Origin of the sequence: Micromonospora sp. NPDC005087, from assembly GCF_042872965.1 — a bacterium.
In the GTDB taxonomy this organism is placed as follows: domain Bacteria; phylum Actinomycetota; class Actinomycetes; order Mycobacteriales; family Micromonosporaceae; genus Micromonospora.
Genome location: NZ_JBIALB010000001.1, coordinates 173,385 through 199,769 on the forward strand (window position 1 = coordinate 173,385; position 26,385 = coordinate 199,769).

Here is a 26,385-nt window from a genome sequence, read left to right on the forward strand (position 1 = left end):
AGTGTCGAGCACAGCGCCCCACGTCACCCGCCCCTCCAGCACCCCGTACGGACGGCAGCGCCTCCTGCGGCGACGGCAGGCCCTCGTCGTCGTCCTCACCTTCCTCACCGGGAGTGCCGACGCCATCGGCTTCCTCTCCCTGGGCGGAGCCTTCTCCAGCGTCATGACCGGCAACATGGTCCTGCTCGGACTCTCGGCCGGTAGAGGTGACGCCGAGCTCGCCCTGACCTCGGGGTGCGCCATCGTCGCCTTCATCGTCGGTGTCCTCGCGGGCGCCCGCCTCGTCGGCTCGGCCCAGCCGGACGACCCCGTCTGGCCACGGCGGGTCACCTGGGCGCTCGTCCTGGAACTCCTGGTGTTCGTCGTGTTCCTCATCGTCTGGGAGGTCAACCTCCCGCACCACGACGACCACGTGGACCTCGCGCTCCTGTTGCTGTCGGCAGCGGCGCTGGGCGTGCAGAGCAGTGCGATTCAGCGCTTCGGCGTGCCGGGCCTGTCCTCCACGTACCTGACCGGGACCCTGACGAGCCTGATCGCCGGCGTGGCGGCGCGCAGCCCGTGGGACAGCCTGCGGCCCAAGGCCCAGGTCCTGCTGGCCCTGATCACCGGCGCGGCGGTCGGAGCCCTGGTCGCCCTGCACCTGCCGGTGGTCGCGCCGGCGCTGCTGATCGTGCCGCTCGTGCTCGTCATCGTCGTGTCCACGCGGCTGCGGGACTGAACGTCCACCCCTTCGCAGTGGCGCGCCGGTGTCGGTGGGGCCAACGCCCGATGGCGGAGACCCGCCATGTCCGTGCTTCGCCAGCGATCATGCCGCTACACCGGGCGCTCCGCGGCTGAGAATCGGCGACGGCGGTGTCGGCCTTCCCGGGCGACCGCCCGAGGGAGGAACGTCTTCATGCTCAGATCCAGACACCGGGCACCCCGGGCCATGAGCGCCATCGGCGCCGCTCTGGCCGTCGTGCTGACCCTGCCCACCGGCGTCGCCGTGGCCGCACCCACGCCCGCGCCCACCGGTGGCGCGGTCGACCCGCTGCGCAAGGTGGACCCGCGCGTGCTCGGGCCGGCCCGCACCGGCGCCAGCACCAGCTTCTTCGTCGAGCTGACCGACGAGGCCAAACTGGACCAGGGCGACCTGGACCGTGTCGAGCGGTCCGTCGGCGGCCGCGCCGGACGTGTCGCTCGCACCAAGCGGGTCTACGAGACCAAGGTGGCGCACGCCGAGAAGACCCAACGCGGGCTCCGCTCACTGCTGCGGGACCGGCACGCCGACTTCACCCCGTACTGGATCGCGAACGTCATCGAGGTCAGCGGTGACCTGAACCTGCTGACCGAGGTGGCCCGCCGGGCGGACGTCGAGCGGATCACCGCGATCGGCGGGACCCGACTGGAGGAGCCGGTCCGCACCGCCGGAGCGTCCGCCGACACCACCCAACTGCCGTGGAACCTGGGCGCGGTCGGCGCCGACAAGGTCTGGCGCGAGTACGGCACGCGCGGCGAGGGCGTCGTCGTCGGCAGCATCGACTCCGGCGTGCAGTACGACCACCCGGCGCTGGTCCGGCAGTACCGCGGCAACAACGACGACGGCACCTTCACCTCCGACTACAACTGGTTCGATCCGACCGGGATCTGCCTGCCCTCGACGCCCTGCGACAACTACGGGCACGGCACCCACACCGTCGGGTCGATGCTCGGCGACGACGGCGAGGGCCGGATCACGGGGGTGGCCCCGGGCGCCACCTGGATCGCGGCCAAGGGCTGCGAGGCCAACTACTGCAGCAACAGCTCGCTGCTCGCCGCCGGCCAGTGGATGCTCGCGCCCACCGACCACAACGGCGAGAACCCCCGCCCCGACCTCGCGCCGGACATCATCAACAACTCCTGGGGCGGCCACGACGGTGACCCCAGCTTCTACGACACGATCATCGACTCCTGGGTCGCCGCCGGCATCTTCCCGGTGTTCGCGGTCGGCAACGAGGCCGAAGAGATGCCCGAGCCGTGCGGCACGGCCGGCCATCCGGCGATCAACCCCTTGGCGTACGCGGTCGGCGCGACCGACGCCGGCGGCACGATCGCCCCGTTCTCCAGCCGTGGGCCGGGCCCGGACGGCATGGTCCGGCCCGACATCACCGCCCCCGGCGTCGGCATCCTCTCCACGATCCCGGGCAACGACTGGGGCCTGAGCGACGGCAGCTCGATGGCCGCCCCGCACGTCGCGGGAGCGGTCGCGTTGGCCTGGTCGGCGGTGCCCAACCTGCGCCGTGACCTGGTGACCACCCGCGAGCTGCTGGACCGCACCGCACACGACGTCAACGACCTGCAGTGCGGCGGAACCCCCGCCGACAACAACGTCTACGGCGAGGGCCGGCTCGACGCGTACGACCTGGTGACCCAGGCCTCGACCGAGCAGCTCGGCGGTGTCGTGGTGCACGCGAGGGTGGGCGGGGTCGCCCTGTCCGGGGCGCGGATCACCCTCACCTCCGCGCTGGTCACCCGCGGCGCCCGCACCGACGCACACGGCACCGTCCAGCTGGGTCGTGTCCCGGCCGGCGAGTACACGCTGACCGCGTCGTTCTTCGCGCGCAAGACCGTGCGGCAGACGATCACCGTGCCGGCCAGCGGCACGACCAACACGACGCTGGACCTGTCCGAGCCCGCCGCCTGGCAGCCCATCCAGGGCCGGGTCACCGACCCGGCCGGTGAGCCGGTCGTGGGTGCCCGGCTGGCGCTCGTCGGGGAGACGTTCCCGGCGTTCGTCACCGACGCCAAGGGCCGCTACAGCGGGCTGCTGCCCGAGGCCGACTACGACGTGCTGGTCGAGTACGGCCGGTGGCTGGCACCGAAGACGGTGGCGTTGACCGTGGACGGGCCGGAGACGGTGGACGTGGCGCTCGCCGCGAAGGCCGACCGGCACGGTTACCGGGCCGGGACCGCCGCCGCCGGTTGGACCGATGGCGGCAGCGTGCTCGCCCTCACCGGCGACACCGCGAGCCGGGGCCTCGACCTGCCGTTCCCGATGACGTTCTACGGCAGCACCTACCGCCGGATCACCGTGCACACCGACGGCTACCTGACCTTCGGCGCGGACGCGACCACCTCGGTCGGCGACAACGGGCCGCTGCCCGCGCCGGCGGTCTCCGCCCCGGCCGTCTACGCGTTCTGGGACGACCTGGTCCTGGACCACGCCTCGACCGTGCGCACCCGGGTCTCCGGGGCCGGTATGAACCGGCAGTTCGTGGTCAGCTGGACCCGGGCCGCGCTCAAGAGCGCGCCGAAGACCCGGGTCGACGTGCAGGTGCGTCTCGGTGAGAACGGCAACGTCACCATCGAGTACCGCAAGCTCGGCGCCACCGGGGCGGCGACCGGCGGTTCGGCGACCGTCGGCATCGAGGACGCCACCGGCCGGGACGCGCTGACGTACTCCCGTGACGAGCAGGTGCTCGACGCCGCACGCGCGGTCACCTTCCGGCTTCCCGGCCGCGGTCTGCTGCGGGGCACGGTGAGCGACGCCAACGACCGCCAGCCGCTGGCCGGCGCGACGGTACGGGTCGAGTCACCGGACGCGCCGCAGCCGATCACCGCGACCACCGACCCGGACGGCTTCTACCAGTTGGAGGCGCCGGTCGGACCGGTCACCGTGACCGCCCTGCAACCGGGCTACGACCTGCCGAGCACGTCGGTCGCCGTGGCGGAGGCCAAGGTGGTCAAGCGCGACCTGGCACTGCGTACGCCGCTGCTGCTGACCAACCGGAACGCGGTCGCGCTGACCGCGCGGGCCGGGGTGACCCGGACCGCGACGGTGACCCTGAACAACCAGGGTGACCTGCCGGCCACCTGGTTGGCCCGGGAAATCAACTCGCCCACCCCGCCGTCCGGCATCCCCGGTCGAGTGCTCAGCTCGTTCCCGGTGAAGGAGCTCTACAACGCGTTCGGCGTCGGGTACCGCAACGGCGAGTTGATCGTCTCCAACTCGTACCTGTTCGGGCAGCTGCAGCGCTTCACCACCGACGGCCGCTCGCTGGGCAAGGGCGTGCTGCCGATCGGCGGCTGGCCGTCGGACATGGCGTACGTGCCGAACCGGGACCTGATGTGCGCGCCGAAGATGTCGTTCGTCGGGGACCTGCCGATCGTGTGCTTCGACCCGGACACCTTGGAGGTGAAGGAGACCATCACCGGGCCGTGGGCCGGCAAGCTCTACTACGGGCTGGCCCACCGCGCGTCGGACGACACCTTCTACCTCAGCGGCGACGGGGTCATCCGGCACCTCGCCGGCCTGTCCCACCCGCAGCCCGGGTCGGTGCTGGGCGAGTGCACCCCGCCCATCCCATGGATGACCGGGCTGGCCCTCAACGAGGAACACAACGTGTTGTGGGGCATCAACCAGGATTCCAAGGAGTCGATCTGGGCACTCGACCCGGCCACCTGCCAGCCGCTCGCCTCGCTGCCCGACCCGGACCCGAACCCGCTCAGCGGCGCCGGGCTCGACCTGGACGAGCGGGGTGACCTGTGGGTGCTCGGTAACGCGACCGGCCGGCCGTACGGCAGCAAGGTCTACCACGTCGACGGTTCGCTTCCGGCGTACAGCGACGTGCCGTGGCTGTCCGCGGCCGGGTCCGGTCAGGTGGAGCCGGGGGCGAAGGTCGGCCTGACCGTCACCGTCGACACCACCGGCCTGGCTCCGGGTACGCACGTCGCCACGCTGCTGGTGACCAACAACGGTGCGAAGGGGGCGGCGACCCCGATCACCGTGTCGGTCACGGTCACGAAGTGAGGACCGGGGCCTGCCGACACCTCCAGGGTCGGCAGGCCCCGCCTCGGGCTCAGAGCCAGCCGTTGCGGGCGACGAACCACCCGAGCTGCATCCGGGTGGCGCTGCCGGTCGCGTCCATCAACTGTCGCAGCCGCCGCTGCACGGTACGCAGGGAGATGCCCAGCTGGGAGGCGACCGCCTTGTCGGGCAGGCCGGTCATCAGCAACGACAGGATCTGCCGGTCGGTCGGGGTGGGTGCGCCCTGCCGGTCGACGTCGTCGATCAGGGCCGTGGCGGGGGCGAGCCGCAGCGGCGTGGCCCGGTCCCACACACCTCGGTGAACAGCGCCACGAGCACCTCGACCCAGGTGACACCGCGGACCACCAGCGCCCAGGGTTCGACGCTCTGGTCCTGGGTCGGGAAGGAGAGCAGCGCCACCCGACGGTCGGCGACGGCGAGCTTCGCCGGCACGTTCGTGGCGACCCGTGCCTGCTCCCCGGCCGCGACGAACCGGCCGATGTGGGCCGCGGCGCCCGGCCGTTCCAGCCCGTGTCGGTCGTAGACGACGCGGAAGCGGACGCCCCGGTCGAGCAGTTCCACCTCGGTCGGGTTGTCGTGCAGCACAGCTGCGTACGGCGGGCGGTCGAAGCCGAGCACCTCGTCCTGGGCGCCGCGCAGGAACTGGTCGAACGCCTGCATGATCGCGGGCACGCCGACCACCAGTTGGACGCCCTGGTCCATCGGGTCCGCGGCGCGTTGCTCCCGCAGCCACTCCGACAGGCCGACGCGCGCCTCCTGAAGTTCGCGCATCCGCTGATTGAGCAGCGACTCGATGGCCAAATCGGGGGGAGCGGCGCCGGCGCGGCCGGCGACCAGGCGTACCAGGCCGGCCCGGGCGAGCGCGTCGAGCGCCTGCTCCGCCTCGGCCACGGTGACCGCGACGCGTTGGGCCAGCTCGGTCGCGGTACCCGCCCGGCCGCGAACCAGCTCCAGGTAGACCGTCTCCTCCAGCTCGGTCAGACCGAATGCGCTCAGCAACTGTCCACCAGACCCGACTAGGGCGGCCCACCGTGCGCGCGGGTCCGCTGTAGTCGATCTTGGAGCGCTCCCAGCGGTACGTCAAGGGGCACGACCACGCCGATGTCGCGTCTCTTCCCGCCCTCAGGCGCCGCGGGCGAACAGGGCCAGGCGTACCCGGTTGGGGCTGTCGGTCTTCGTCATCAGGTTGGTGATGTGCGTCTTGACCGTGGTCACGCCGATGTGCAGCCGGTCGGCGATCTCGGTGTTGGACAGACCCTCGGCGACCAGGTTCAGCACGTCCTGCTCGCGGGCGGTCAGGCCCTGCACCGGCCGGGGCGTCTCGGCGCGGGCGTGCACCGCGCGCTGGACGAGGCGTTGCAGCACCTCGGGGCTGAACGGGCTGTCACCCACGGCGGCCCGGCGGATGCCGTCCACCAGCTCGGCGGGTGGTGCGTCCTTGAGCAGGAATCCGCAGGCGCCGGCGGTCAGGGCGGGATAGAGGTGGTCGTCGTCGCCGAAGGTGGTCAGCACCAGGACGCGGGTGGCGGGGCGCTCGGCGAGGATGCGGCTGGTCGCCGTGATTCCGTCGACGCCGGGCATGCGCAGGTCCATGACGACGACGTCGGGGATCAGCCGCGCGGCCAGCGGGATCGCGTCGCGGCCGTTGTCGGCCTCGCCGACCACCTCGATGTCGGGTTGGGCGTCGCAGAGCATGCGCAGACCCGCCCGGATGAGGTGCTGGTCGTCGACCAGCAGGACGCGGATCACGCCGGCTCCGGCGCGGGTGACCCGGCGGGTGCCTCGCGGTCACGGGGCACCGACACGGCCGGCGTCCCGGCGGCGGGTGCGGAGGCCACGGCCGGGAGGACGGTGCGCACCCGCCATCCGGCGCCGGTCCGGCCCGCCTCCAGCCGACCGCCGAGGACCTCGACGCGCTCGCGCATGCCGGTGATGCCGTGCCCGCCTCCGGACGGCACCGCCACCGGCACCGCGCCGCGCCCGTTGTCCGAGACCTCCCAGTGCACCGCCCCGTCGCGGACGGCGACCACGAGGTGCGCCAACGCGGACGTCCCGACGTGCCTGGCCACGTTGGTCAGCGCCTCCTGGGTCAGGCGCAGCACGGCCAGGCCGCGTACCGCGTCGAGTGAGCCGACCGCCGGGTCGATGTCGGCCTCCACGGTGATTCCCGCCTGGCGAGCCCGGTCGACCGTAGCACCGAGTGCCGCCGGGAGCGCGGACGGCTCGATCGCGGTCAGCGCCGCGTCACCGCGTACCCCGTCGGGGTCGCGCAGGACCGTGACCAGCCGGCGCATCTCGGCCAGCGCGGCGGTCCCCGTGCCGTGCACGTCGTCGAACACCTCGCCCACCCGGGGATCCAGGTCCGTGAGCACGTGCCGGGCCACACCGACCCGCAGGACCATCGACGCCACGTGATGCGCGACGACGTCGTGCAGCTCGCGGGCGATGGCGCTGCGTTCGTCGGCGCGCGCGGCGCGACTCTCCGACTCGTGCCGGCGCTGCTCCGCCGTCGCCCGCTCCACGGCCTGCCGACCGAGCTCCCGGTTGGTCCGGATGACCAGGCCGAGCAGCACCGGCACGCCGACCTCCAGAGTCAGCCCGAAGACACCGGAGGCGAACCGGCCGATCGGATCACCGATCGAGTCGGTCAGATCGACTACGGCCAGCAGCACGGCGGCGAGCCAGATGCGGCGCGCTCGACGCGCCCGCATCGTCACCTCGAGCAACGCCCAGCTGGCGCCCACCTGGTTGATCGTGGTGTCGTCGATCAGGGGGATCGCGACCGCCAGCAGCCCGGCCTGCACCACCAGGTTGACCAGCGGCCGACGGTGGAACACCAGCCCGAGGGCGAACGCGACCACCGCGAGGACCCACTGCGTGGCCGTCGGCGGCCGGGCGGCGTGCGTGCCGACGACCAGGTAGCCCACACCGCTGAGGTTGAGCAGCACCATCCGCACGAGCGTGTCGCGCGTGCCAAACAGTCGTCCCGCCCACCTCACGGTGGTCAGCCTAGGCGCTGCGGCTCGGGGGCACGAACGTCCGCCGTCCGCCCCCACCGGGTACGAACCGCGAGATAGGCGGCCAGGCCGAGCGGTCCGAGCAGAATGGTCAGCACCAGCACCGGAGCCATGACCAGCGCCGGTACCCCCCGTTCCCGGCTGTCCAGCCACGCCCACCGCCCGACGAACAGATCAAACGCGATCATGTGCGCCCACCCCGCCGCCGCGCCGTCGGAGGTGCCGAGCAGGTCGCGCACGCCGTCCAGGGTCGGTGACGCCACGGCCGGCAGCACGTCACCGAACGCCGGGATCACCAGCAGCGCGTAGATCACCACGACCGGCAGCACGATCAGCGGCGAGGAGATGATCCGGACGGTCCACGACCAGCGGGGCAGCAGGATCATCAGCGCCCAGAACGGCGCGGCCACCGCGAACGTCAGGGTGAACAGGGTCCCGGTCATGCGGCCAGCGCCAGTTCCGGGCTGCGCCGGCGAGCCAGCACCAGGCCGGTGGCGGTCGCGGTCGCGACCACCAGGGCCACGACGGCGGCCAGCGTGAGCGCGTCCGGGCGCAGCAGCGGCTGCCCGCGCAGGGCCTGCCAGGTCAACAACACCGTGAGTACGCCGTACGCCGCGCCCGCCACGACCACCAGCCGTGCCCGGGTGCGCTCGTCCAACCGTGTCCCGAGGAACCGGCTCAGCAGGATCGCCAGGATCGGCAGTGCCTGCAGCGCGTGCAGCCCCACGAAGTGCCCTATCCGCAGATCCCCGCCGGTGGTGCTCCACCCGACCAGCGGCAGCCCCTGCCCGCCGTCGAGTACGCCGACCGCGTGCGCCCCGGAGACCCCGTCGATCCCCGGATCCTGCATCGGCAGCACCATCGGCACCGCCGCGAGCATGCCCAGCAGCGACAGGCCGAGCCCCCACCCGACGGCGCGGGCGGCGGCCCGATCGGTGATCCGCCGGATCAGCACCACGAGCCCGATGACGAAGTGTGCGGCGAACAGGACCATGATCGCCGCACCCATCGCCGTGAAGAGGGCGGCGTTCAGTGGGCTGGTTCCGTTGAAGTGGCTGGTCGTGCCGCGGAGCACCTGCCCGACGATCACCACCATCTCGATCACCGCCATCGAGACGATGACCGTGCCCGCCCACTCCGCGACCCGGCTGCGGCGCGGCAGCAGGGAGAGCATCCAGGCGAGGGTCGTGCCGTACACCACGAAGGACACGGCGAACTTGAACGGCTTGAGCCAGATCGGCGACCCGGTGAGGACGCGCGAGTCGACGAGGATGCCGACCGCGGAGATGACGGTGAGCACCGCCATCGCGTAGACGAAAACCATCAGGGGGCGGTGCCAGTGTGCCGCCCGGCGCAGCGCGGTAGTCATGCCTGTAGATACTTCCGACCGCGTCCGCCCATCGCGTCCGACCGCGAGCCCCGGTTGCGGCCGCCGGTCGGAGCGGCGCCTCCTCCCTGGGTAGGAGACGAAACCTGGTCGGGGTCCTTCGCCGACGCTGGCAGAATGGCCGGCCTGTCGACCGGACCGGGAGTGGCGATGACGACGAACGAGGACCGTGTCCAGCCGAACGAGACCACGGTGCCGCTGCTGCACTGCGTGTCACCCGAGGAGACCCTGGCGTTCTGGCGTGCCCTGGGGTTCGAGGTGACCTACGAGCAGACGAAGCCGTACGTCTACCTGGCCTTGCGGTGGAGCGGGTTCGAGCTGCACTACGGCCGCGCGCCACTTGGGTTGGACCCGTCGGCGGAGAACACCGGCGGCTGCCTGGTGATGGTCGACGCGGTCGCTCCGTACCACGCGTCGTTCACCGAGGCGATGCGCCGCACCTACGGCAAGGTGCTCGCCAAGGGACTGCCCCGGATGACCCGCTACCGGCCCGGCGCGTCGCGGTTCAGCATCGTCGACCCGTCGGGCAACACCATCGTCTTCATCCAGCGGGACGAGCCCGTGGAGTTGGAGTACGGCGGGTCGAAGACGTTGCAGGGGTTGTCCCGGGTGCTCGACAACGCGCGGATCCTGCGCGAGTTCAAGTCCGACGACCGGGCGGCGTACCGGGCGCTCAACTCGGGGCTGCGCCGGCACGGCGACAGCGCGTCGGCCGTCGAACAGGGGTTGGCGCTCGCTGGGCTGATCGAACTGTCGGTGGCGCTGGGGGAGCCGGAGCGCGTGCCGGACTGGGGGACCCGGCTCCGGGCGCTGTCGCTGACCACCGAGGAGCGTGCGCTGGTGGACAAGGCCGTCGCCGACCCCGCGGTGCTCGGACCGTGGATGCCCGACGCGAGCTGACCTTGTCGGCGGGTCAGCGAACCACTCGGCCTATTCAGCCGACGGGCTGGCACTCGCGGGTCGTCGGGTCATCCGGTGCGCAGAGCGCGATGCTGTAGCGCAGCGAGAACTCGTAGGGGTGGCCCCCGGACGTGTAGCGCAGGACCAGTTGGTCGGCGATGGCCGTCTGGTGACCGACCTTTCGCACCCGCAGCGACAGCCCGGCCATGGCCTCGGGGTCGTTCCTGACCTGCGGGTCGTCAGCGACGCAAGCTGCGGCTCTGTCGAGGACAACCGGACCGCCAGACAGAGGAGTGGCACTGCGGTCGACGGAACTGCGCAACGGTGAGAGCGCGAAGGCTTCAACCCGGATTTCGCCCTTGGACGGCTCGGCCTCGACCTCGTTGATGGTCACTCGACCCGGCCGGTCGAGGCAGATCCCTGCGCTGCCTGTGGTGCTGAGAACGTGAACGGTGTCCGGGCCGACGTTGTGAAGCCTCTGCCCCGCCCCCTTGTAGGAGGCCTTGACGGTGATGCGCGCGTCGTTCGCGTCCTGCCGTGCGTCGCTGGCGTCTGGCCCGGCTGCGGCGGTCGCGTCGTGCGCCGGCACGGCACCAGCGTCTCGCTGACCTGTTCCGCAGGAGCTGAGCAGCACCGCGACGAGCGCGGCCACGGCGACGCGCCCAGCCCCACGCGAGTAGGCGGTCACCGCAACAGCGTGGCACGACGGGCATGTCAGGCGCTGCCCCTGAAGATGGCTTCACCACGGGGAATGCCCGAGCAGAGACGACGAGGTGAAAAATGAGCCACTACACACCGCTGGCGACCGCCCGAGCACGAAGGATGCTCGCGCTGACCCTGCCGATACTCGGCGCCGTCGCGCTCACCACCGCCTGCACCGTTCGCGAGGACCAGCCCGACCCGGCTTCGTCGACCGCACCGCCGACGACCGCGTCGGCACCGACGAACCAGGTCGACCAACCATCTCCGAGCGCGAGCACCCGGGTGACGATCCCGACGTCGGCCTTCGTCGAACTGCCACCCGAACTGCGCAAGTCCCCCCGACGGGCGACGCCCGTCGCGGACGCCCTGCCGACGATGTGCGGCAACGAGTTCGGCACCGGAGGCCGACAGGTCACCGCGAGTGCCTCGATGACCGTCACCTACATGACGCCCGACGAACCAGCCAGTAACGTGCCGCAAGGCATGATCCATCAAACGATCTTCACCTTCGACGGCGACGGCTCCGCGGACTACATGCGACGGCTCCGCAGTGCCGTGCAGGCGTGTCCCTCCTACAAGGAGGCCGGAAACGCCGTCGACGTCGAGGGGCGAGCTCTGCCCGGCGTCGGGGACGAGGCGTTGCTGCTGACCAGAACGTGGGCCGAGACGAGCATGAACGGAGAACGCACCGGCGGCACCGCGTCCAGCCAGATCGCCGTGGCACGCGTCGACGGCACCGTGACCGTGCTCAACGATCAGGGCTGGGAAGGCACCAGTGGCAACCCCGCCATCATGAACCGGGTCGTGCGCGACAGCGTCCAGACCATCGACACCTGGCAGCGGTAGCCCTCGACAGGATCGGCAGGGCCGGCCCGATTCGGCGGGAAGAACGCACCTACACCATCGTCACCGGGACCAGCCGCACAACATCGACCCCGTCGAGCTTCAGAAGCTCGGACAGCCCCGGTCCCTTCGGTTCCAGGGGCGCCCGGAAGCGTAACGACGCGCGCGTCATCTGTGGGTCGAGCTGCGCGGCCAACTCATCCTTGCCCCGGCATTGCTTGCGCAGGCGCTCGTACGCGGCGTCGCGGTCCTCGAACGCAACCGACTCCGCGTGCGGCAGCGCACGGACGGCTTTCTCCACGGCGGCTCGTTGCTCGCCGGTCACCCCCGACTCCAGCCGGACGATGACCCCGATGTGCGACGGAAGAGGGTCGTCGGTCTCTGCGATCCTGAGCGCCACGTCCTCGACGCCGTCAACCTCAGCCATCACCAGCTCGACCGCCTCGGCGAGCGAGGCATCGGTGACGATGGCGCGAAACGACTCCGGCAAAATCTCCGGCCTCAGATCCGCCAGCAGGTCAGGGCTGTCCTTCAGCGACTCCTTCAAGCTCTCGTACGCCTGCTCGCGGGTTTCGAGGGCGACGTCCTCGACACTGGGCATCGACCGTAGACGCTGCTCCACAGCATCCTTCTTCGCTGCCGTCACGTCGTTGTCCAGGAAGACGGCCAACGTGCTGCGTCCGATCTCCTCCGGCTCCGAGGTGCAGGCGGTCAGAGCCAGCAGAAGCACAAATGCCAGTATCGGCGCGACTCGACGCATGGGGCTAGATCGTAGGTGATCGCCGCCGTGCGCGTGTGCATGAAGCGAGAGTCACTCGCGGCTCGTTGTTCCGCGTACCCTCCCCGCATGGGCGTCGTCGATGATCTGCCGCGTGCCGAGTTCGCGTTCCCCGGGCCGCTGAGGGACAAGCTGGTGGCCGCGATCCTGTCCGGCGCGAAGACCTCGACGTCGGCCCTGTTGGTCGGATACGAGCGCGCGAATGAGCCGCTGCCCGAGGCTGGCCAGCGATCTGCGGTGGTGGACTCCGACGACCGACGGGTCGCGGTGATCGAGCTGACCGAGGTGCGGGTGCTCCGGCTCGCCGACGTCGACCTGCAACACGCCTTGGACGAGGGCGAGGGCGACGAGTCGGTGGCGCAGTGGCGAGCGGGGCACGAGACGTTCTGGCACAGCGCGGAGGTGCGCGAGGAGTTGGGCGACCCGGGCTTCACGGTCGACGACGACACCCTGGTGGTGACCCAGCGCTTCCGGCTGGTGCACACCATCTGAGCAGCCCTGCTCGCGGCCTGCCGGCTCCGGTGACAGCATGCTCGGCCCTGCCGGGGCAGCGGTGGTGGTCAACGATGCCTACCCTCACAGCCGTGGGAGCGATCAAGCCGTGGCACCTGTCCATCCTGACCCTCTGCTGCCTCCTGCCGACGGCGGCGGCGATCGTCGCTGGAATCTGGGCGGTGCGTCGAGGCCGATCCCGCCGCTGAACGGTCGACGGGGCGAGCGGCGGCCGACCCCGCCGCGGGGCAGTTCCAGCCCCGCAGCGGGGATCAGAAGGGCCACCGGTTGCGGGAGCCGGCCTCGATGAGCGGGATCATCGCGAACGCGGCGTCGGACAGACCGCCGAACGTGTGTCGGTTGCCAACGGTCGGCGTGTGCCCGACCCGGTAACCAGCCAGGTTCCAGGTGTACACCGGCACCGCTGCGGGCACCGCCGCGGTGACGTCCGCCGCACCGTGCCAGTGGGCCTGCTCGTCGGTGAGGATGACCACCCGGTCGTGCCCGTCGTAGTGCCCGCGTACCGCCTTCTCGGTGTCCGTTCCCATGCCGTAGAAGTAGCCGCCGTCCTTGAACCGGCGCACCGCCGCCAGTACCGACTCGCCCGCCACCACCGGGAACACCCGGCTGGCATTGGAGAACGACACCACCGTCGCCGCCCGCCCCCGGGCGGCCAGCGCGAGGCCGAACACCGTGGCGGCGTCCCAGCAGCGCAGCGCGCCGTCCTTGCTGAACGAACTCTGCATCGAACCGGACGTGTCGATGAGGATCAGGGTCCGCCCGTCCAGAGCCGGCACGTTCACCAGGGCGTGCTGCAACGCCTTCTCCAGCGGGTACGCCCACCGCAGGCTCGGTGCCGCGTTGTACGCCGACAGGAAACGCATCGGCAACACCTGCGAGCTGGCGACCTCGCCCGGGTCGGAGAGCTTGGCCGCCACCGTCTCCGCGACGGCGTCGCCGACTCCGGCCTGGTCGAAGTTGCGCAGGTTGCGCAGCAACGCCAGGTAGCCCATGGTCGGGATGACGGACTCCCACGCCGCGGCGTCCATCGCGCCCTGTCGCCAGCCGGCCAGGGCCTCCCACGTCATACCGGCCGCGCCCAGCACCGCTGGATCGGTGACCTCCCGGCGCTGCTCGACCGGCAACGCCATGAGCGCGTCCCGCGCCGCCAGCATCCGCAGCGACGCCGGCAGCGGGTTGTTACGCCGGTGACGTCGATCCAGCGCGTGCCGGAACAGGTCACCCTGCCGCTCGTCCTTCGCGGTGGGGTGGGTCAGGTCGATGACGTCACCGAAGCGCACCTGGCTCCCGACGGAGTCGTACTTGAGCAGACTCCGCTCGGTGTACAGCCGGACCGCCGCGTCGGCGATGCCCCGCTTCACCGGCTTCGGCAGAGCCCGGCCATGGCGAGCCAGCCAGTACGCTAGAGCCTCTCCCGGCTCGTCCGCACGCTGCAACGCGGCGTCCACGACCGCCCGCGAACCCGGAATCTCTGCGGCAACTTGGGCGCGAGCGCCCTCCAGAGCCGCCACCACGGACGCCGAGCGCATCATCGCGCCGGACCGGAGCCACGGCACGAAACGGGAGAACCAGTCGGGATCGGCGACGGCCACGGCGGCGACCAGGTCCCGGAAGCGAGCGTCCCGGTCCGTGGCGCCCTCGTAGAACGTGTCCTCGCCGACCATGTTCGACACACCGAGCAGGAACAGCTCGGTGCGCGGCTCACGGGTGAAGCCCCGCGCGCCCTCGGCGGTCGTCGGCTGGTGTCGGCTCTTGCGCAGCTTGATGTTGAACTTGGCCATGACGTCCCCCACGTCGGTCGGCCGGGAAGGCACGACCGCACTGCACACCCGAGATCAGAATCGGCCACGGACTAGTCCGCCGTTCTGTCCGTTGAACCATCCACCCGAAGGCGGCGAGGGACTCGAACCCCCATCTGCGGAACCCTGAAGTAACCGTTGCCTGCGCACCGGGTGTGTGGCGTGGTCGCGCGCCCCCGAGATCGAGGTCGACGACGGGCGGTCCTTCGCCGGGGCGTGAACCCCCACCAGATGTAACCGTCGCCTATGCACCGGGAAGTGCGGTCACGACCGTAGCGGCGGCGGCGCTGGCCGGGCAACGGAGTTTGCGATCTTTAGGCGATGGGATGTGGTCACGCCACACGCCTGAGATCATAAGTGGACACGGCGTTTGCGGGTTCGAACCGCGAGGCCCTTGCAGGGCCTTCACCAGAAGTAGCCGTGTCCGTCGCACCGGGCGTGCGGCGTGAGCGCACCTCCCGAGATCGGAGCGGCGACGGCGACCGGCCCTTGCGGGCCAAGGTGACCTGGGCCGCTGGTCGACGCCACCCAAAGTGGCGGTGGGATTCGAACCCACGTCTCCCCTCTTAGAGAGGAAGTAGCCGTTGCCTGCGCACCGGGAGGTGCCCCACGACGGTAGGCAAGCATCCCGGAGCAGGCAAGCCGATTCCGTACGGCCGATGTCCTAAGTTGTCGACGGCGGCGGGGTGAGCCAGGCGAGTGGCTGTCCCGCGAGGGCGGCGTCGGCGAGGCGGTGCGCGGAGGCGGTCTTGAGGGCCGCTCGTGAACTGTCGATCCAGCGCTGGACGTTGTCGATGCCTTGGTGGCGGTACTCGACGGCTTGCACGAGGCATTCCAGTTTGTCGGCGTCGCGGGCGACGACGGCTTCCAAGCTCTCGCCGGCCTCGTACTCGGTGACGGCAGTGGTGATGGCGTCGGCGACGGCTGGTGGGCAGGCGGCGACTTGGTCGGCGGTCACGGCGGTGTTGGGTACGGCGGTGAGGTAGCGCTTGGCGATATGCGGGATGTCGGTGATCCGGGACTCCTGGGTGTCATGCAGGACGCACATCATCGACACCCGGGCGGGGTCGGCGCCTTCCATGGCAGCGAGCATGATCCCGATCAGAGCGGTCCGGAACGAGTGGTCGGCGATCGACTCGGGGTCCTTGACGCCGGCGAACCACCATCCGGTGCGTGCGGCGCGTTTGAGGACGCCCGCTTCGAAGATGAAGCTCATCGCGCCTGCGGCGTCGTGGTCGTCAGTCATCTGCCCGTCCCTGTGCCGGTGAGTCCGTCGGTGCGCAGGCTGTAGACGATAGACGCCAGTTTCCTCCGGGACTGCTCTGAGACCGCGTCACCGTCGAGAAGACTGGCGCTACGGTCGGCGAGTGCGTTTCCGATGGTTGGGTCGTCGAGGGCGAGGCCGCGTCGTGCGGTGAGTAGGGCCCACGTGTTGTGGATGTTGAGGTCCACGAAGGGATGCCCTCCGTCGAGGCGTTCGAACGGGTGTCGGAGGAGGCGGGAGCCCCGCCAGTCGGAGTGGGCGGCGGGCATGAAGGAGTCGTCGCGCTGGCGGTATGGGATTTCGCCGACCCAGTAGGCCGAGTAGTTGAGAGCGGCCCGCTCGCAGGCGTCGTCCGGGTGGGCGCGTGCGATGAAGTCTCGGAGCGGTTCCGGGTCGCCCTGGTTGGCGAGGGAGGTCGCTACGGAGCGGGCGTCGGTCCACAGCGGTGACCAGGTGTGGAAGACGGCTGCGCGATGGGTGCTTCTGACACTGTTCTGTGCAAGCCATTGGGCGGATGCTCCGGTGGGGTCCGTGCCGGCGAGGATGCAGGCTTGCCGGTGCAGAAGGACGTCCGGGTTCCGTCGACTGGCAGCGCGGTCAGCGAGCACGTGGAGTTGTGTGAAGAACGCGGCCCGCTCGTCGGCGAGTAGCAGCGGGCCGGAGGACACGGGTCCGCGGCGGGGGCCGTAGATCGCGAGCCTTTTCAGGAACGTGGGTGGTTGTCCGAGGACGGCCCAGAGGATCAGGTCGGTCAGACGATGGGTGAGCACTGACCAGCCCAACGGCTGCTCGGTGACATCGGTCCGTTCGACCTTTGCGTCAAGTACCGCAGCGAGGGTGACGTCCGCCTCTGCGGCGTCGTCGAGAGCGGCCAGCAGAAGGGCATTCGCGCCGAGCATCGCCAGCTTCTGTCGGGTAGCGATCGCTTGGCCGAATGCGACCGCAGTGAAGGGCCGGCGTCCCGATTCCCAACTCTGGACCGTGGCCCGGTCTACGCCCAGCTCGATCGCAAGTTGCTCCTGAGTCAGCGGGATGAACTCACGGAGCAGTTTCAGCAGGTACCCGGTCACGCCACCTCGATGACAGCGCGAGCGCCCCTGACTGGCCATCCGACACCCCTACGTTGACCGGTGGTCGACGTTCTGCCTCCGACCGACCGTCGGTGAGCAGGGTCTGGCCTGGTCACTCGTACTGGTGGTGAGTTCAACGGCCGCCGTCGTGATCGTAGCGTCGTAGTTACCGAACGTTCCGTAACCGGTCCCGTCCGAGGGTGTCGGCCATGTCGTGCTGCCCGCCGAAGGGAGACAGCGATGGGGGACAGCTCACCGCCGTGGCGACGAGTCTCCTACGACCAGTACCTGATCGCAGTCGCGATGACCCTGGCACGGCGGCACCGGCCCGGGTGGTCGTGGCGTAAGTGGCGCTGGGTCTGCCGGTGCGGCGGAGACCTTCCCTGCCGAGTCCGGCACCGGATCCCGATCAGGCGGGGGCATTGGCGGGAGAGGAGGAGCAGTGAACGACGACCGGGTACAGCGCATCAAGAGCGTGCATCTTCGCGGGCTCGACGGGATGTGCACGAGATGCCGGACGTGGTGCTCGCTGTTGGCTCCGTCCCCGTTCTGGCAGGTGGAGTGGGCGATCAGGCGGCAGGCGCGGTCGCTCACAGCGTCGCTGCTCGGAGGCTCGCGGTGACCAGGCACGGCCCGGTGTTGCCGATCTGGAGCTGTGGCGGGTGCGACGCGCCGTGGCCGTGCCGGATCCGACGGCGGGAGCTGAGCGCGGAGTTCGAGGAGGCGCCGGTGTCGCTTGCCCTCTACCTGGGTGCTCAACTGGTCCGCGCGTCGGCGGACCTGACCTGGGTACCGGCCGGCGCGCTGCACCGGCTGTTTCTTGGATGGGTGCGGTGAGCATCCTGCGGGCAGGCGATGAGAAGTTCCACTACAGCGACGGGTCGCACAAGTGGATCCCGCCCGACCCGGACTACGACCAGGAGGTCTGGAACGAGCAGGTCCGCCAGCACAAGCACGCCCACCGGAGAAACGAGCGGCCGAAGGCGCGCATCCAGCGTCTCGTTTGATGCATCTCCGGCACGGGCGTGGCTGCGGCCAAGTGAACTGGAGCTGGTGGCGAGGTGCATCGGCGGGGGATGATCGTGGTTCGTCTCGACGGAGAGCCGAACCACGCGATCGGGCGGGGAGGTGGGGCGCCGATGACCCCGACGCAGCTGCGCGCGTACGTCGCCGTGGTCCGGTTGGGGTCCGTCAAGCAGGCCGCCGCCGAGCTTGAGGTGTCCGAGTCGGCCGTGTCGCTCCACGTCGCACAGTTGCGCAGGGAGTTCGGGGACAAGCTGTTCAGCAAGACGGCGGCGGGCCTCGCGTTCACCCCGGGTGGGCTCCGGCTGGCCAGTCGGGCGGCGGAGCTGTTGGGTCTGCAGGATCGGACGATGCTCGAGGTGAGCGCCGCGAAACGCGGTCGACGGTTGCTGCGGGTGGCCGCGTCCAGCCTGTTCGCCGAGTTCGCCGCGCCGGGGCTGATCGAGCTGTTCGCGAAGCGGGCCGCCGACCTCGATGTGGAGCTGAGCGTGCGCAACCCGGGCTCGTTCGAGTCGCTGTTGCTGACCCGGGCCGCGGACATCGCGGTCGGGCCGCAGCCGCCGGTCGTCGACGGGGCGATCGCCTGCCGGCCGATGATGAACTACCGGCTCGTGCTTGTGGTCGGCCCGGATCATCCGCTGGCCGGTGTGCCGGCGTCCCCGGGGCAGTTGCGGGAGCAGACCTGGCTGCTCGGCCCGTCGGCGGCCGCCGACCTGGGCGCGGTCCCCATGATGCTGCGCCGGCTGGCCGTGCCCGACGACCGGCAGCAGATCTTCCAGAGCCACGCCGCGGCACTGGGGGAGGCCAAGCGGGGCAGGGGCGTCTCGCCGGCGCTCTCGTTCACCGTCGCGCCGGACGTGCGCGAGGGCCAGCTCCAGCAGGTGGTGGGGCCACACGCCACCGTCGAGGCGGTGTGGCATTCGCAGGTGCTGGCCGGTCCGGGCCCCCTGTCGGCGGCCGCCGAGCTGTCGCGGTTCTCGTCGACTCCTCGGGCGATTCAGGCGATGATGCGCGGCGCGGGCGTCAGCATCGGTCACTTCAAGCCGTCGGTGCACGTGACGCTCTGGAGCTGACGGGCGGCGAGCAGCAGGTCCCCGAACGTGCCGGCCGGCAGCAGCCGGTCGCAGTAGGGGAGCGCGGCGGCCATGCCGCCGGCCCGGGGAGCGAAGCCGGGGGCGCCGGCGCGCGGATTCAACCAGACGATCCGGTATGCGCGGCGGCGCAGTCGGGCCATCACGGCGGCGAGTTCGTCGGGCGGGTCGCTGTCCCAGCCATCCGAGCCGATCACCAGCACGGCCCCGCGGACGGCGTCCGCGTGCCGGGAGCTGAGCAGGGCGCGCAGGTTCGTGGCGATCCGGGTGCCGCCGTACCGGTCGGTCACGGCCGCGCTGGCTCGCGCGACCGCCTCGGCGGCCGAGGTGTGTCGCAGCACCACCGTGAGCCGGGTCAGCGTCGTCGCGAACGCGAACGTCTCCGCCTCGGCGACGACCGCGAACGCCCGCATCAGGTGCAGGTACGCGGTCGCCTGCGCCCGCATCGACTCGCTGACGTCGCAGAGCAGCACGACCCGGCGTGGTCGCCGGACCGGCCGCTCGCGGACGACCTGGACGGGTTCCCACCCGGTGCGGCGGGCCCGGGTGATCGTGGGCCGCAGCGCGATCCGCCGTCCGGTCGGGCTGACGGCGTGCCGCCGGGCGCGGCGGGTCGGCCAGCCGTCGACGGCCGCGCGGAGGGCGTCACCGAGCTGCGTGACCTGCGCGGCGTCGAGTTCGTCGAACGGCCGGTCGGCGAGCCCGGCGAGGGCGCTGGGGCGTCGCTCGGGCAGCCGCAGCGCGGTGTCGCATTCCGCCGACTCGGCGACGGCCGGCGGCAGCGTCGCCCACGGCAGTCCGCCGCCCGGACCATCGTCGGCAGCGCCGGTGGGCACCGGCACGTGTACGTCGTCGCGGTCGCCCGCCGGCGTGGCGGATCGGTTCGGTGGTGGCAGCGGTGGCGCGTCCGCGAAGACGGCTGCGAAGACGCTGTCGAACGCGGCCAGGTCGGCGTGCCGCCGGACCAGGCTGATTCGGGCGGTCCAGTAGAGCGTGGACATCGAGTCGGGTGGGCTGGCGTCGAGCGCCCGGACGAAGTCGTCGATGTCGGTGAGCCCGGCGGGGACGCCGGCGTGCCGCAGCCGGCCGGCGAACGCCACCGCGAACGCGGCCCGGTCGATCCCGCGCAGCAGGGCCGGACTCACCGGCGCGCGACCAGCCAGGCGATCACCGCGCCGACCGCGACGAGACCGACGAGCACCGGTACGAGCCGCTTGGTGATCGAACCGCCCGCGATGCTGAGCAGGTCGAGTGCCTCCGGTTCGGCGGCCGGCGTGGCGCGCAGGGTGCCGGTCGAAGGCTCGGCAGCCGACGGCTCCAGCGGTGGCGGCTCGACCGGCGACGGCTCGACCGGCGAGGGCGCGACGGCGGCGGTGACGGGTGTGGCCGCGACCGCTGCGGCGGACGCGGCCGGGAGGGGGCCGGGTTCGGGCTGCGCGGTCGACGTGGCGTGCTCGGACTCGGGTCGGGGTGCCGGCACGGTCGCTGCGCCGTCGGCGGCCGTCGGCGTCTCCTCGGCCGCCAGCGTGGCTTCCAGGTTGCTGACGAACTGGGCCAGTAGCTTGCCGGACACCTCCTTGATCATGCCGCTGCCGAACTGGGCCAGCTTCCCCGAGATCTTCAGGTCGGTGTCCACGCTGACCAGCGTCCGGTCGCCCTCCGGCCGGAGGTGGGCGGTGACCAGAGCTGAGGCGTTCCCCGTCGACCGGGCGTCGCGGCCCTTCGCGTCGATCACCCCGCGGTACGCCGCCTCGTCCTTCTCGACGAACCGCGCGGTGCCCGCGAACTCCGAGACGACCGGCCCGACCTTGACCTTCACCCTGCCGCGGTAGATGTCACCGTCGACGCCGGTCAGTTGGGCGCCCGGCAGGCACGGCGCGATCCCTTCGAGGTCGGTGAGCACGGCCCAGGCCCGCTCGATTGGAACGGCGACCGCGAACTCATTGGTGATCTTCATACCTGACTCTCCTGGTGGGGGCCGAGCGCGGCGGCGACGACGGCACGGTCGTCAGCGGTCTTGGCGATGGCGCCGATGGTCCGGGAAACCTCGGCGGTGGCCAGGTCGGCGGCGCCCAGCACGGACAGCGCGGACACCCAGTCGATGGTCTCCGCCATCCCTGGCGCCTTCTCCAACCCCAGGCCCCGCACGTCGCCGATGAACTGCACCGCTGTACGGATCAGCGGTTCGGTCGCGCCCGGCACGGCCCGGCGGACGATCTCCACGGCCCGGTCCGGTTCGGGGAAGTCGATCCAGTGGTACAGGCAGCGGCGACGCAGCGCGTCGTGCAGTTCCCGGCTGCGGTTGGAGGTGAGCACCACGACGGGCGGCGTACGAGCGGTGAACGTGCCGAGTTCGGGGATCGTCACCCCGGCCTCGCCGAGGAACTCGAACAGCAGCGCCTCGAACTCGTCGTCGGCGCGATCGATCTCGTCGATCAGCAGGACCGGCGGGACCGGTCCCTGATGGCGTACGGCCCGCAGGATCGGCCGTTCCTGGAGGAACTCGGCGCTGAACAGGTCCGCGTCGGTGAGCCGGGCGTGCTGCGCCTCGGCGAGCCGGATCGCCAGCAGTTGCCGCTGGTAGTTCCACTCGTAGAGCGCCTCGCCGGCGGTCAGCCCCTCGTAGCACTGCAGCCGGATCAGTGGTGTCTCCAGCGCCCGGGCCAGCGCCTTCGCGGCGGCGGTCTTGCCGACACCGGGTTCGCCCTCCAGCAGCAGCGGCCGGCCGAGCCGCAACGCCAGGAACAGGGCCATCGCCATGCCGTCGTCGACCAGGTAGTCGACGGCGTCGAGGCGGTGCCGGACGGTCAGCGCGTCCTTCACGGCTCTCCCGCCAGCAGCCGCTCGTAGTCCGCGCGGGTGTCCACGTCGATCGGCACCGGCCCGTCGACGGGTACCTCGGTCACCGGGTGGCGACCGGACTGCAGCAGCTTCCACACGGCCCGGTCGCCGTGCAGGTCGTACAGCTCGGGAAGGACCTCGCGGTCGAAGCGGAACGGATGGCCCAGCCCGTCGGCGTACCGGCTCACGGCTAGCGGGGTGGCCGCCGCGGCGACCCGACGGACGTCGGCGGCGCGTACCCCGGGCTGGTCGCCGAGGAGCAGCACGAGCGCGTCGGCGCGCGGGTCCACCGCGCGGGCGGCCGTGCTGACCGACGACCCGCAGCCGCTGCCGAACGCCGGGTTCTCGACGACCTGGCACCCGGTGAGGTCCACCCGGTCGCGGATTCCGCTCGCCGCGCCGCCGAGGGTCACGAGCAGTTGGTCGAAGCCGCACGAGCGGGCCAGGTCAAGGGTCGCGTCGAGCAGCGTTCGCCCCCGGTACGGGAGCAGTTGCTTCGCCTCGCCCAGGCGGACCGACGCCCCGGCGGCGAGCACCAGGCCGGTCGTGAACACGGGCTACGCCGCCGTGTAACGCGCGAGGCAGCCGGGGCAGCAGAACCAGACGTCCTGCCCGTCGACTCGCGCGTACGGCGTTTCCGGCCCGACCAGCACGGTCATCCCGCACACCGGGTCGACGGCCTGCTGTGGCCTCGCCGCCGGCGTACCGGAGGACGGGCTCAGACCCTGCACCCGGATCGCCCGGACCACCTCGGACATGATGGCCAGCGCGATCTCCGGCGGCGTACGCGCGCCGATGTCCAGCCCGGCCGGCGAGTGGACGCGGGCCCGCTCGGGGTCGGTCAACCCCAGCTCGTCGAGCACGACCTCGCCGCGTGTGTGGCTGGCGACCAGCGCGATGAACCGCACGCCGGCGTCCAGCGCGGCCCGGATCGCGTCCTGCTCGCCCCTGCCCAGCCCGGCAACCACGACGGCGGTGCAGCCGGCGTGGTCGTCGGAGGTGACGACGTCGAAGTCCAGGAACGCCGCCAACGTCGCCACCGCGGCGGCGATCGGCGTGTCACCGACCACCCGCAGCGTTGGGGCCGGCAGCATCGGCCGAAGGAAGATCTCGACGGCGCCACCGGAGTGGCACGGGTTCACCACCACCCGCGCTCCCGGCGCCTCGGGGAACGGGGCCGCGCCGTCCGGCAGCACCCGCAGCAGCAGGGCGTCGCCGTCGCGCAGGGCGTCGAGCGCGGCGGCCCGCACCGAACTCTCGGCGCACACCCCGCCCACGAAGCCCTCGATCGAGCCGTCCGCCCGGATCACCGCGGCGTCGCCCGGCCGGGCCGACGTCGGCTCCTGCGCGCGGACCACGGTGGCGTGCACGAACGGCTCGCGGGAGGTGGTCAGCTCCCGGGCGCGGTCCCCGATCGTGGTCATCCTGGCCCCTCAGACCGGCGGCCGGGCCTGGCCGCGCATCGCGTCCCAGACCCGCGACGGCGTCAGCGGCATGTCGGCGTGCCGTACGCCGAAGGGCTTGAGGGCGTCCACGACCGCGTTGACGATCGCCGGGGGAGAACCGACCGTCGCCGACTCGCCGACGCCCTTCGCGCCGATCGGGTGGTGCGGCGACGGGGTGACGGTGAAGCCGGTCTCCCAGTCGGGCACCTCCAGTGACGTCGGGATCAGGTAGTCCATCAGCGACGCGCCGAGGCAGTTGCCGTCCTCGTCGAACGCGATCATCTCCATCAGCGCCATGCCGACCCCGTCGGTCAGCCCGCCGTGCACCTGCCCCTCGATGATCATCGGGTTGATCCGGGTGCCACAGTCGTCCACCGCGATGAACCGTCGCACCTTCACCTGCGCGGTGCCGGGATCGATGTCCACCACGCAGATGTACGCGCCGTGCGGGTACGTCAGGTTCGACGGGTTGTAGCAGATCTGCGCCTCCAGCCCGCCCTCGATGCCCTCGGGCAGGTCACCCGCGCCGTGCGCGCGCATGGCGATGTCCTGGATTGTGACGGACGTGCCCGGGTCGCCCTTGACGTGGAACGCGCCCTTCTCCCACTCCAGGTCCGCCACCGAGACCTCGAGCATGCCCGAGGCGATGATCCGGGCCTTGTCGCGGACCTTGCGCGCCACCAGGGCGGCCGCCGCGCCGGACACGGGCGTCGAGCGGCTGCCGTACGTGCCGAGGCCGAACGGGGTGTTGTCGGTGTCGCCGTGCAGCACCTCGATGTCGGCCGGCGGGATCCCGATCTCCTCGGCGACGATCTGCGCGAACGTGGTCTCGTGCCCCTGGCCCTGGGACTGCACGCTCAGGCGTACCACGGCCTTGCCGGTCGGGTGGACGCGCAGCTCGCAGCCGTCGGCCATGCCCAGCCCGAGAATGTCCATGTTCTTGCGGGGGCCGGCGCCGACCGCCTCGGTGAAGAACGCGATGCCGATGCCCATCAGCTCGCCCCGGGCGCGCTTCTCCTCCTGCTCACGGCGCAGCTCGGCGTAGCCGGCCATGTCCATCGCGAGCCGCATGGTCGGCTCGTAGTTGCCGGAGTCGTACACCCAGCCGGTCTTCGTCGTGTACGGGAACTGCTCCGGCTGGATGAAGTTCTTCAGCCGCAGTTCGGCCGGGTCCATGCCCAGTTCGTCGGCGAGACAGTCGACGATCCGCTCGACCAGGTAGACCGCCTCGGTGATCCGGAACGAGCAGGCGTACGCGACGCCGCCGGGCGCCTTGTTGGTGTAGACCGCCGTCATGCTGCAGTAGGCGGCCTCGATGTCGTAGCTGCCGGTGAAGACTCCGAAGAAGCCGGCCGGGTACTTCACCGGCGCGGCGGTGCCGTTGAACGCGCCGTGGTCGGCCAGCACGTTGGTCCGGATGCCGAGGATCCGGCCGTCCCGGGTCGCCGCGATCTCACCGCGCATGATGTAGTCGCGGGCGAAGCCGGTACTGATCAGGTTCTCCGACCGGTCCTCCATCCACTTCACCGGTTTGCCCGTGACGATCGAGGCGACGATCGCGCAGACGTACCCGGGGTAGATGGGGACCTTGTTGCCGAATCCGCCGCCGATGTCCGGCGCGATCACCTGGATCTTGTGCTCGGGCAGGCCCGCGACGATGGCGTAGAGGGTGCGGTGCGCGTGCGGCGCCTGGGTGGTGGACCAGAGCCGCAGCTTGCCCTCGACGGCGTCGAAGTCGGCGACCGCCCCACACGTCTCCATCGGCGCCGGGTGCACCCGGGGGTAGACGAGATCCTGGCTGACCACGACGTCCGCGCGTGCGAACACCGCCTCGGTGGCCGCCGCGTCGCCGGTCTCCCAGTCGAAGCAGTGGTTGTTCGTCTTGCCTTCCAGGTCGTCGCGGATCAGCGGGGCGTCCGGCTCCAACGCCCGGCGGGCGTCGATCACCGGGTCGAGGACGTCGTACTCGACGTCGATCAACTCCAAAGCGTCGCGCGCCGCGTAGCGGTCCTCGGCGACGACGAACGCGACCTCCTGGCCCTGGAAGCGCACCTTGTCGGTGGCGAGCACGGCCTGCACGTCGTTGGAGAGGGTCGGCATCCAGGCCAGGCCCTGCTGTGCCAGCATCGCCCCGGTCACCACCGCCATCACCCCGGGCGACGCCTCGGCGGCGCTCGTGTCGATGCTGAGGATCCGGGCGTGCGCCACCGGCGACCGGAGAATCGCCAGGTGCAGCATGCCGGGCAGTTGGACGTCGTCGACGTACCGGCCGCGACCGCGGAGGAACCGGGGGTCCTCCTTGCGCAGCATCCGGCCGTACCCGACGGGTTTCTGGTCGTTGTCGTGGAACGTGTCCACGCGCTCGTGCACGGTGGTCATGCGGCGGCCTCCGCGGTCTGGCCGGCGTCGGCGATCTCGCCGGCCGCACTCGATTCGGTGGTCTCGGCGACCTGGGCGGCGGCCTGCGCCTCGGCCACGGCGGCCCAGCGGACCGAGCGGACGATGGTCGCGTAACCCGTGCACCGGCAGATCTGACCCGAGATCGCCTCCCGGATCTCCGACTCGCTCGGGTCGGGGTTGCGGTCGAGCAGCGCTCGGGCGGTCATCATCATCCCTGGTGTGCAGAAGCCGCACTGCAGGCCGTGGCACTGCATGAAACCCTCTTGGATCGGGTCGAGCTGGGCGCCCTTGGCGAGGCCCTCGACGGTACGCACCTGGTGGCCGCCGGCCATCGCGGCGAGCACCGTGCACGACTTCACCGGCTCGCCGTCCAACCAGACCACGCAGGTGCCGCAGTTGCTGGTGTCGCAGCCCCAGTGCGTGCCGGTCAGGCCCAGCACGTCCCGCAGGAAGTGCACCAGCAGCAGCCGGGCCTCGATCTCCCGGGTGACCTCGACGTCGTTGACGGTCATCGTGACCTGCATGC

General features: G+C 71.3%; 26 protein-coding genes. 8 read left to right on the top strand and 18 right to left on the bottom strand.

The window, feature by feature from the left end:
* Position 1: 1 nt before the first annotated feature.
* Both ACFYPS_RS00765 and ACFYPS_RS00770 read left to right on the top strand, forming a co-directional pair.
* Positions 2-718, top strand: coding sequence for a YoaK family protein (locus ACFYPS_RS00765; protein ID WP_354962553.1), 717 nt, complete (start codon positions 2-4; stop codon positions 716-718).
* 177 nt (positions 719-895) lie between these two features.
* On the top strand, positions 896-4,768 hold the full coding sequence (locus tag ACFYPS_RS00770; protein ID WP_387322127.1) for a S8 family serine peptidase: 3,873 nt from the start codon (positions 896-898) through the stop codon (positions 4,766-4,768).
* 49 nt (positions 4,769-4,817) lie between these two features.
* Here ACFYPS_RS00770 and ACFYPS_RS00775 read toward each other — a convergent pair whose 3' ends face one another.
* The 6 genes from ACFYPS_RS00775 to ACFYPS_RS00800 form a co-directional block, all read right to left on the bottom strand.
* Positions 4,818-5,078 carry a helix-turn-helix transcriptional regulator gene (locus tag ACFYPS_RS00775; RefSeq protein WP_387322130.1) on the bottom strand — a complete coding sequence of 87 codons (261 nt, stop codon included), beginning with the start codon at positions 5,076-5,078 and terminating at the stop codon, positions 4,818-4,820.
* On the bottom strand, positions 5,030-5,785 hold the full coding sequence (locus ACFYPS_RS00780) for a TrmB family transcriptional regulator (RefSeq protein WP_387322132.1): 756 nt from the start codon (positions 5,783-5,785) through the stop codon (positions 5,030-5,032). Before ACFYPS_RS00780 ends, ACFYPS_RS00775 begins: the two co-directional genes overlap by 49 nt.
* Before the next feature lie 123 nt (positions 5,786-5,908).
* Positions 5,909-6,535, bottom strand: a complete 627-nt coding sequence (locus ACFYPS_RS00785) for a response regulator transcription factor (RefSeq protein ID WP_354962550.1) — start codon at positions 6,533-6,535, stop codon at positions 5,909-5,911.
* Positions 6,532-7,737: a histidine kinase gene (locus ACFYPS_RS00790; RefSeq protein ID WP_354962549.1), complete on the bottom strand. Its 1,206-nt coding sequence runs from the start codon at positions 7,735-7,737 to the stop codon at positions 6,532-6,534. Before ACFYPS_RS00790 ends, ACFYPS_RS00785 begins: the two co-directional genes overlap by 4 nt.
* Positions 7,738-7,790: 53 nt before the next feature.
* Positions 7,791-8,246, bottom strand: a complete 456-nt coding sequence (locus tag ACFYPS_RS00795; protein WP_354962548.1) for an ABA4-like family protein — start codon at positions 8,244-8,246, stop codon at positions 7,791-7,793.
* Entirely contained in the window at positions 8,243-9,172 is a 930-nt protein-coding gene (locus ACFYPS_RS00800; RefSeq protein ID WP_387322135.1) for a hypothetical protein, read from the bottom strand. Before ACFYPS_RS00800 ends, ACFYPS_RS00795 begins: the two co-directional genes overlap by 4 nt.
* A gap of 168 nt (positions 9,173-9,340) precedes the next feature.
* Here ACFYPS_RS00800 and ACFYPS_RS00805 point away from each other — a divergent pair, with 168 nt between their 5' ends.
* Entirely contained in the window at positions 9,341-10,090 is a 750-nt protein-coding gene (locus ACFYPS_RS00805) for a glyoxalase (protein WP_354962546.1), read from the top strand.
* A gap of 34 nt (positions 10,091-10,124) precedes the next feature.
* Here ACFYPS_RS00805 and ACFYPS_RS00810 read toward each other — a convergent pair whose 3' ends face one another.
* On the bottom strand, positions 10,125-10,778 hold the full coding sequence (locus ACFYPS_RS00810; protein ID WP_354962545.1) for a hypothetical protein: 654 nt from the start codon (positions 10,776-10,778) through the stop codon (positions 10,125-10,127).
* A 92-nt stretch (positions 10,779-10,870) separates the two neighbouring features.
* Between ACFYPS_RS00810 and ACFYPS_RS00815 the strand changes: the two genes are divergently transcribed.
* The gene (locus ACFYPS_RS00815) at positions 10,871-11,638 is read left to right on the top strand and encodes a hypothetical protein (RefSeq protein ID WP_354962544.1); all 768 of its coding nucleotides are present in this window, start codon (positions 10,871-10,873) and stop codon (positions 11,636-11,638) included.
* A 49-nt stretch (positions 11,639-11,687) separates the two neighbouring features.
* Here ACFYPS_RS00815 and ACFYPS_RS00820 read toward each other — a convergent pair whose 3' ends face one another.
* Entirely contained in the window at positions 11,688-12,395 is a 708-nt protein-coding gene (locus ACFYPS_RS00820; RefSeq protein ID WP_354962543.1) for a permease-like cell division protein FtsX, read from the bottom strand.
* A gap of 87 nt (positions 12,396-12,482) precedes the next feature.
* Between ACFYPS_RS00820 and ACFYPS_RS00825 the strand changes: the two genes are divergently transcribed.
* Positions 12,483-12,905, top strand: a complete 423-nt coding sequence (locus tag ACFYPS_RS00825; protein ID WP_354962542.1) for an ASCH domain-containing protein — start codon at positions 12,483-12,485, stop codon at positions 12,903-12,905.
* A 272-nt stretch (positions 12,906-13,177) separates the two neighbouring features.
* Here the strand turns inward: ACFYPS_RS00825 and ACFYPS_RS00830 are convergent, their stop codons facing one another.
* The 3 genes from ACFYPS_RS00830 to ACFYPS_RS00840 form a co-directional block, all read right to left on the bottom strand.
* Positions 13,178-14,740, bottom strand: a complete 1,563-nt coding sequence (locus ACFYPS_RS00830) for a TROVE domain-containing protein (RefSeq protein ID WP_387322139.1) — start codon at positions 14,738-14,740, stop codon at positions 13,178-13,180.
* A 649-nt stretch (positions 14,741-15,389) separates the two neighbouring features.
* On the bottom strand, positions 15,390-15,971 hold the full coding sequence (locus tag ACFYPS_RS00835; protein ID WP_354962540.1) for an HD domain-containing protein: 582 nt from the start codon (positions 15,969-15,971) through the stop codon (positions 15,390-15,392).
* Positions 15,968-17,098 (bottom strand): helix-turn-helix transcriptional regulator, encoded by a 1,131-nt coding sequence (locus ACFYPS_RS00840; protein ID WP_387322142.1) that lies wholly within the window; start codon positions 17,096-17,098, stop codon positions 15,968-15,970. Before ACFYPS_RS00840 ends, ACFYPS_RS00835 begins: the two co-directional genes overlap by 4 nt.
* A 579-nt stretch (positions 17,099-17,677) precedes the next feature.
* Between ACFYPS_RS00840 and ACFYPS_RS00845 the strand changes: the two genes are divergently transcribed.
* From ACFYPS_RS00845 to ACFYPS_RS00855, 3 genes are all read left to right on the top strand, one after another.
* Positions 17,678-17,896, top strand: a complete 219-nt coding sequence (locus tag ACFYPS_RS00845) for a hypothetical protein (RefSeq protein WP_354962538.1) — start codon at positions 17,678-17,680, stop codon at positions 17,894-17,896.
* Complete coding sequence (locus ACFYPS_RS00850) at positions 17,893-18,066, top strand: hypothetical protein (protein ID WP_354962537.1); 174 nt, start codon at positions 17,893-17,895, stop codon at positions 18,064-18,066. Before ACFYPS_RS00845 ends, ACFYPS_RS00850 begins: the two co-directional genes overlap by 4 nt.
* Before the next feature lie 132 nt (positions 18,067-18,198).
* Positions 18,199-19,155: a LysR family transcriptional regulator gene (locus ACFYPS_RS00855; RefSeq protein ID WP_354962536.1), complete on the top strand. Its 957-nt coding sequence runs from the start codon at positions 18,199-18,201 to the stop codon at positions 19,153-19,155.
* Here the strand turns inward: ACFYPS_RS00855 and ACFYPS_RS00860 are convergent.
* Genes ACFYPS_RS00860 through ACFYPS_RS00890 form a run of 7 tightly spaced genes read right to left on the bottom strand, consistent with a single transcriptional unit; the run spans position 19,116 to position 26,383 of the window.
* A complete protein-coding gene (locus ACFYPS_RS00860) occupies positions 19,116-20,318 on the bottom strand; it encodes a VWA domain-containing protein (protein ID WP_354962535.1) in 1,203 nt (400 codons plus the stop codon). The two genes, ACFYPS_RS00855 and ACFYPS_RS00860, sit on opposite strands and share 40 nt — an antisense overlap.
* On the bottom strand, positions 20,315-21,130 hold the full coding sequence (locus ACFYPS_RS00865) for an SRPBCC family protein (protein ID WP_354962534.1): 816 nt from the start codon (positions 21,128-21,130) through the stop codon (positions 20,315-20,317). Before ACFYPS_RS00865 ends, ACFYPS_RS00860 begins: the two co-directional genes overlap by 4 nt.
* Positions 21,127-21,996, bottom strand: coding sequence for a MoxR family ATPase (locus ACFYPS_RS00870; RefSeq protein WP_354962533.1), 870 nt, complete (start codon positions 21,994-21,996; stop codon positions 21,127-21,129). Before ACFYPS_RS00870 ends, ACFYPS_RS00865 begins: the two co-directional genes overlap by 4 nt.
* Entirely contained in the window at positions 21,993-22,568 is a 576-nt protein-coding gene (locus tag ACFYPS_RS00875; protein ID WP_354962532.1) for a nucleotidyltransferase family protein, read from the bottom strand. The genes ACFYPS_RS00870 and ACFYPS_RS00875 overlap by 4 nt, the downstream gene beginning before the upstream one ends.
* Positions 22,569-22,571: 3 nt before the next feature.
* Positions 22,572-23,438: an XdhC family protein gene (locus ACFYPS_RS00880; protein WP_354962531.1), complete on the bottom strand. Its 867-nt coding sequence runs from the start codon at positions 23,436-23,438 to the stop codon at positions 22,572-22,574.
* Positions 23,439-23,447: 9 nt separating this feature from the next.
* Positions 23,448-25,838: an aerobic carbon-monoxide dehydrogenase large subunit gene (locus tag ACFYPS_RS00885; RefSeq protein WP_354962530.1), complete on the bottom strand. Its 2,391-nt coding sequence runs from the start codon at positions 25,836-25,838 to the stop codon at positions 23,448-23,450.
* A complete protein-coding gene (locus tag ACFYPS_RS00890; RefSeq protein ID WP_354962529.1) occupies positions 25,835-26,383 on the bottom strand; it encodes a (2Fe-2S)-binding protein in 549 nt (182 codons plus the stop codon). The genes ACFYPS_RS00885 and ACFYPS_RS00890 overlap by 4 nt, the downstream gene beginning before the upstream one ends.
* Between the last annotated feature and the right edge of the window lie 2 nt (positions 26,384-26,385).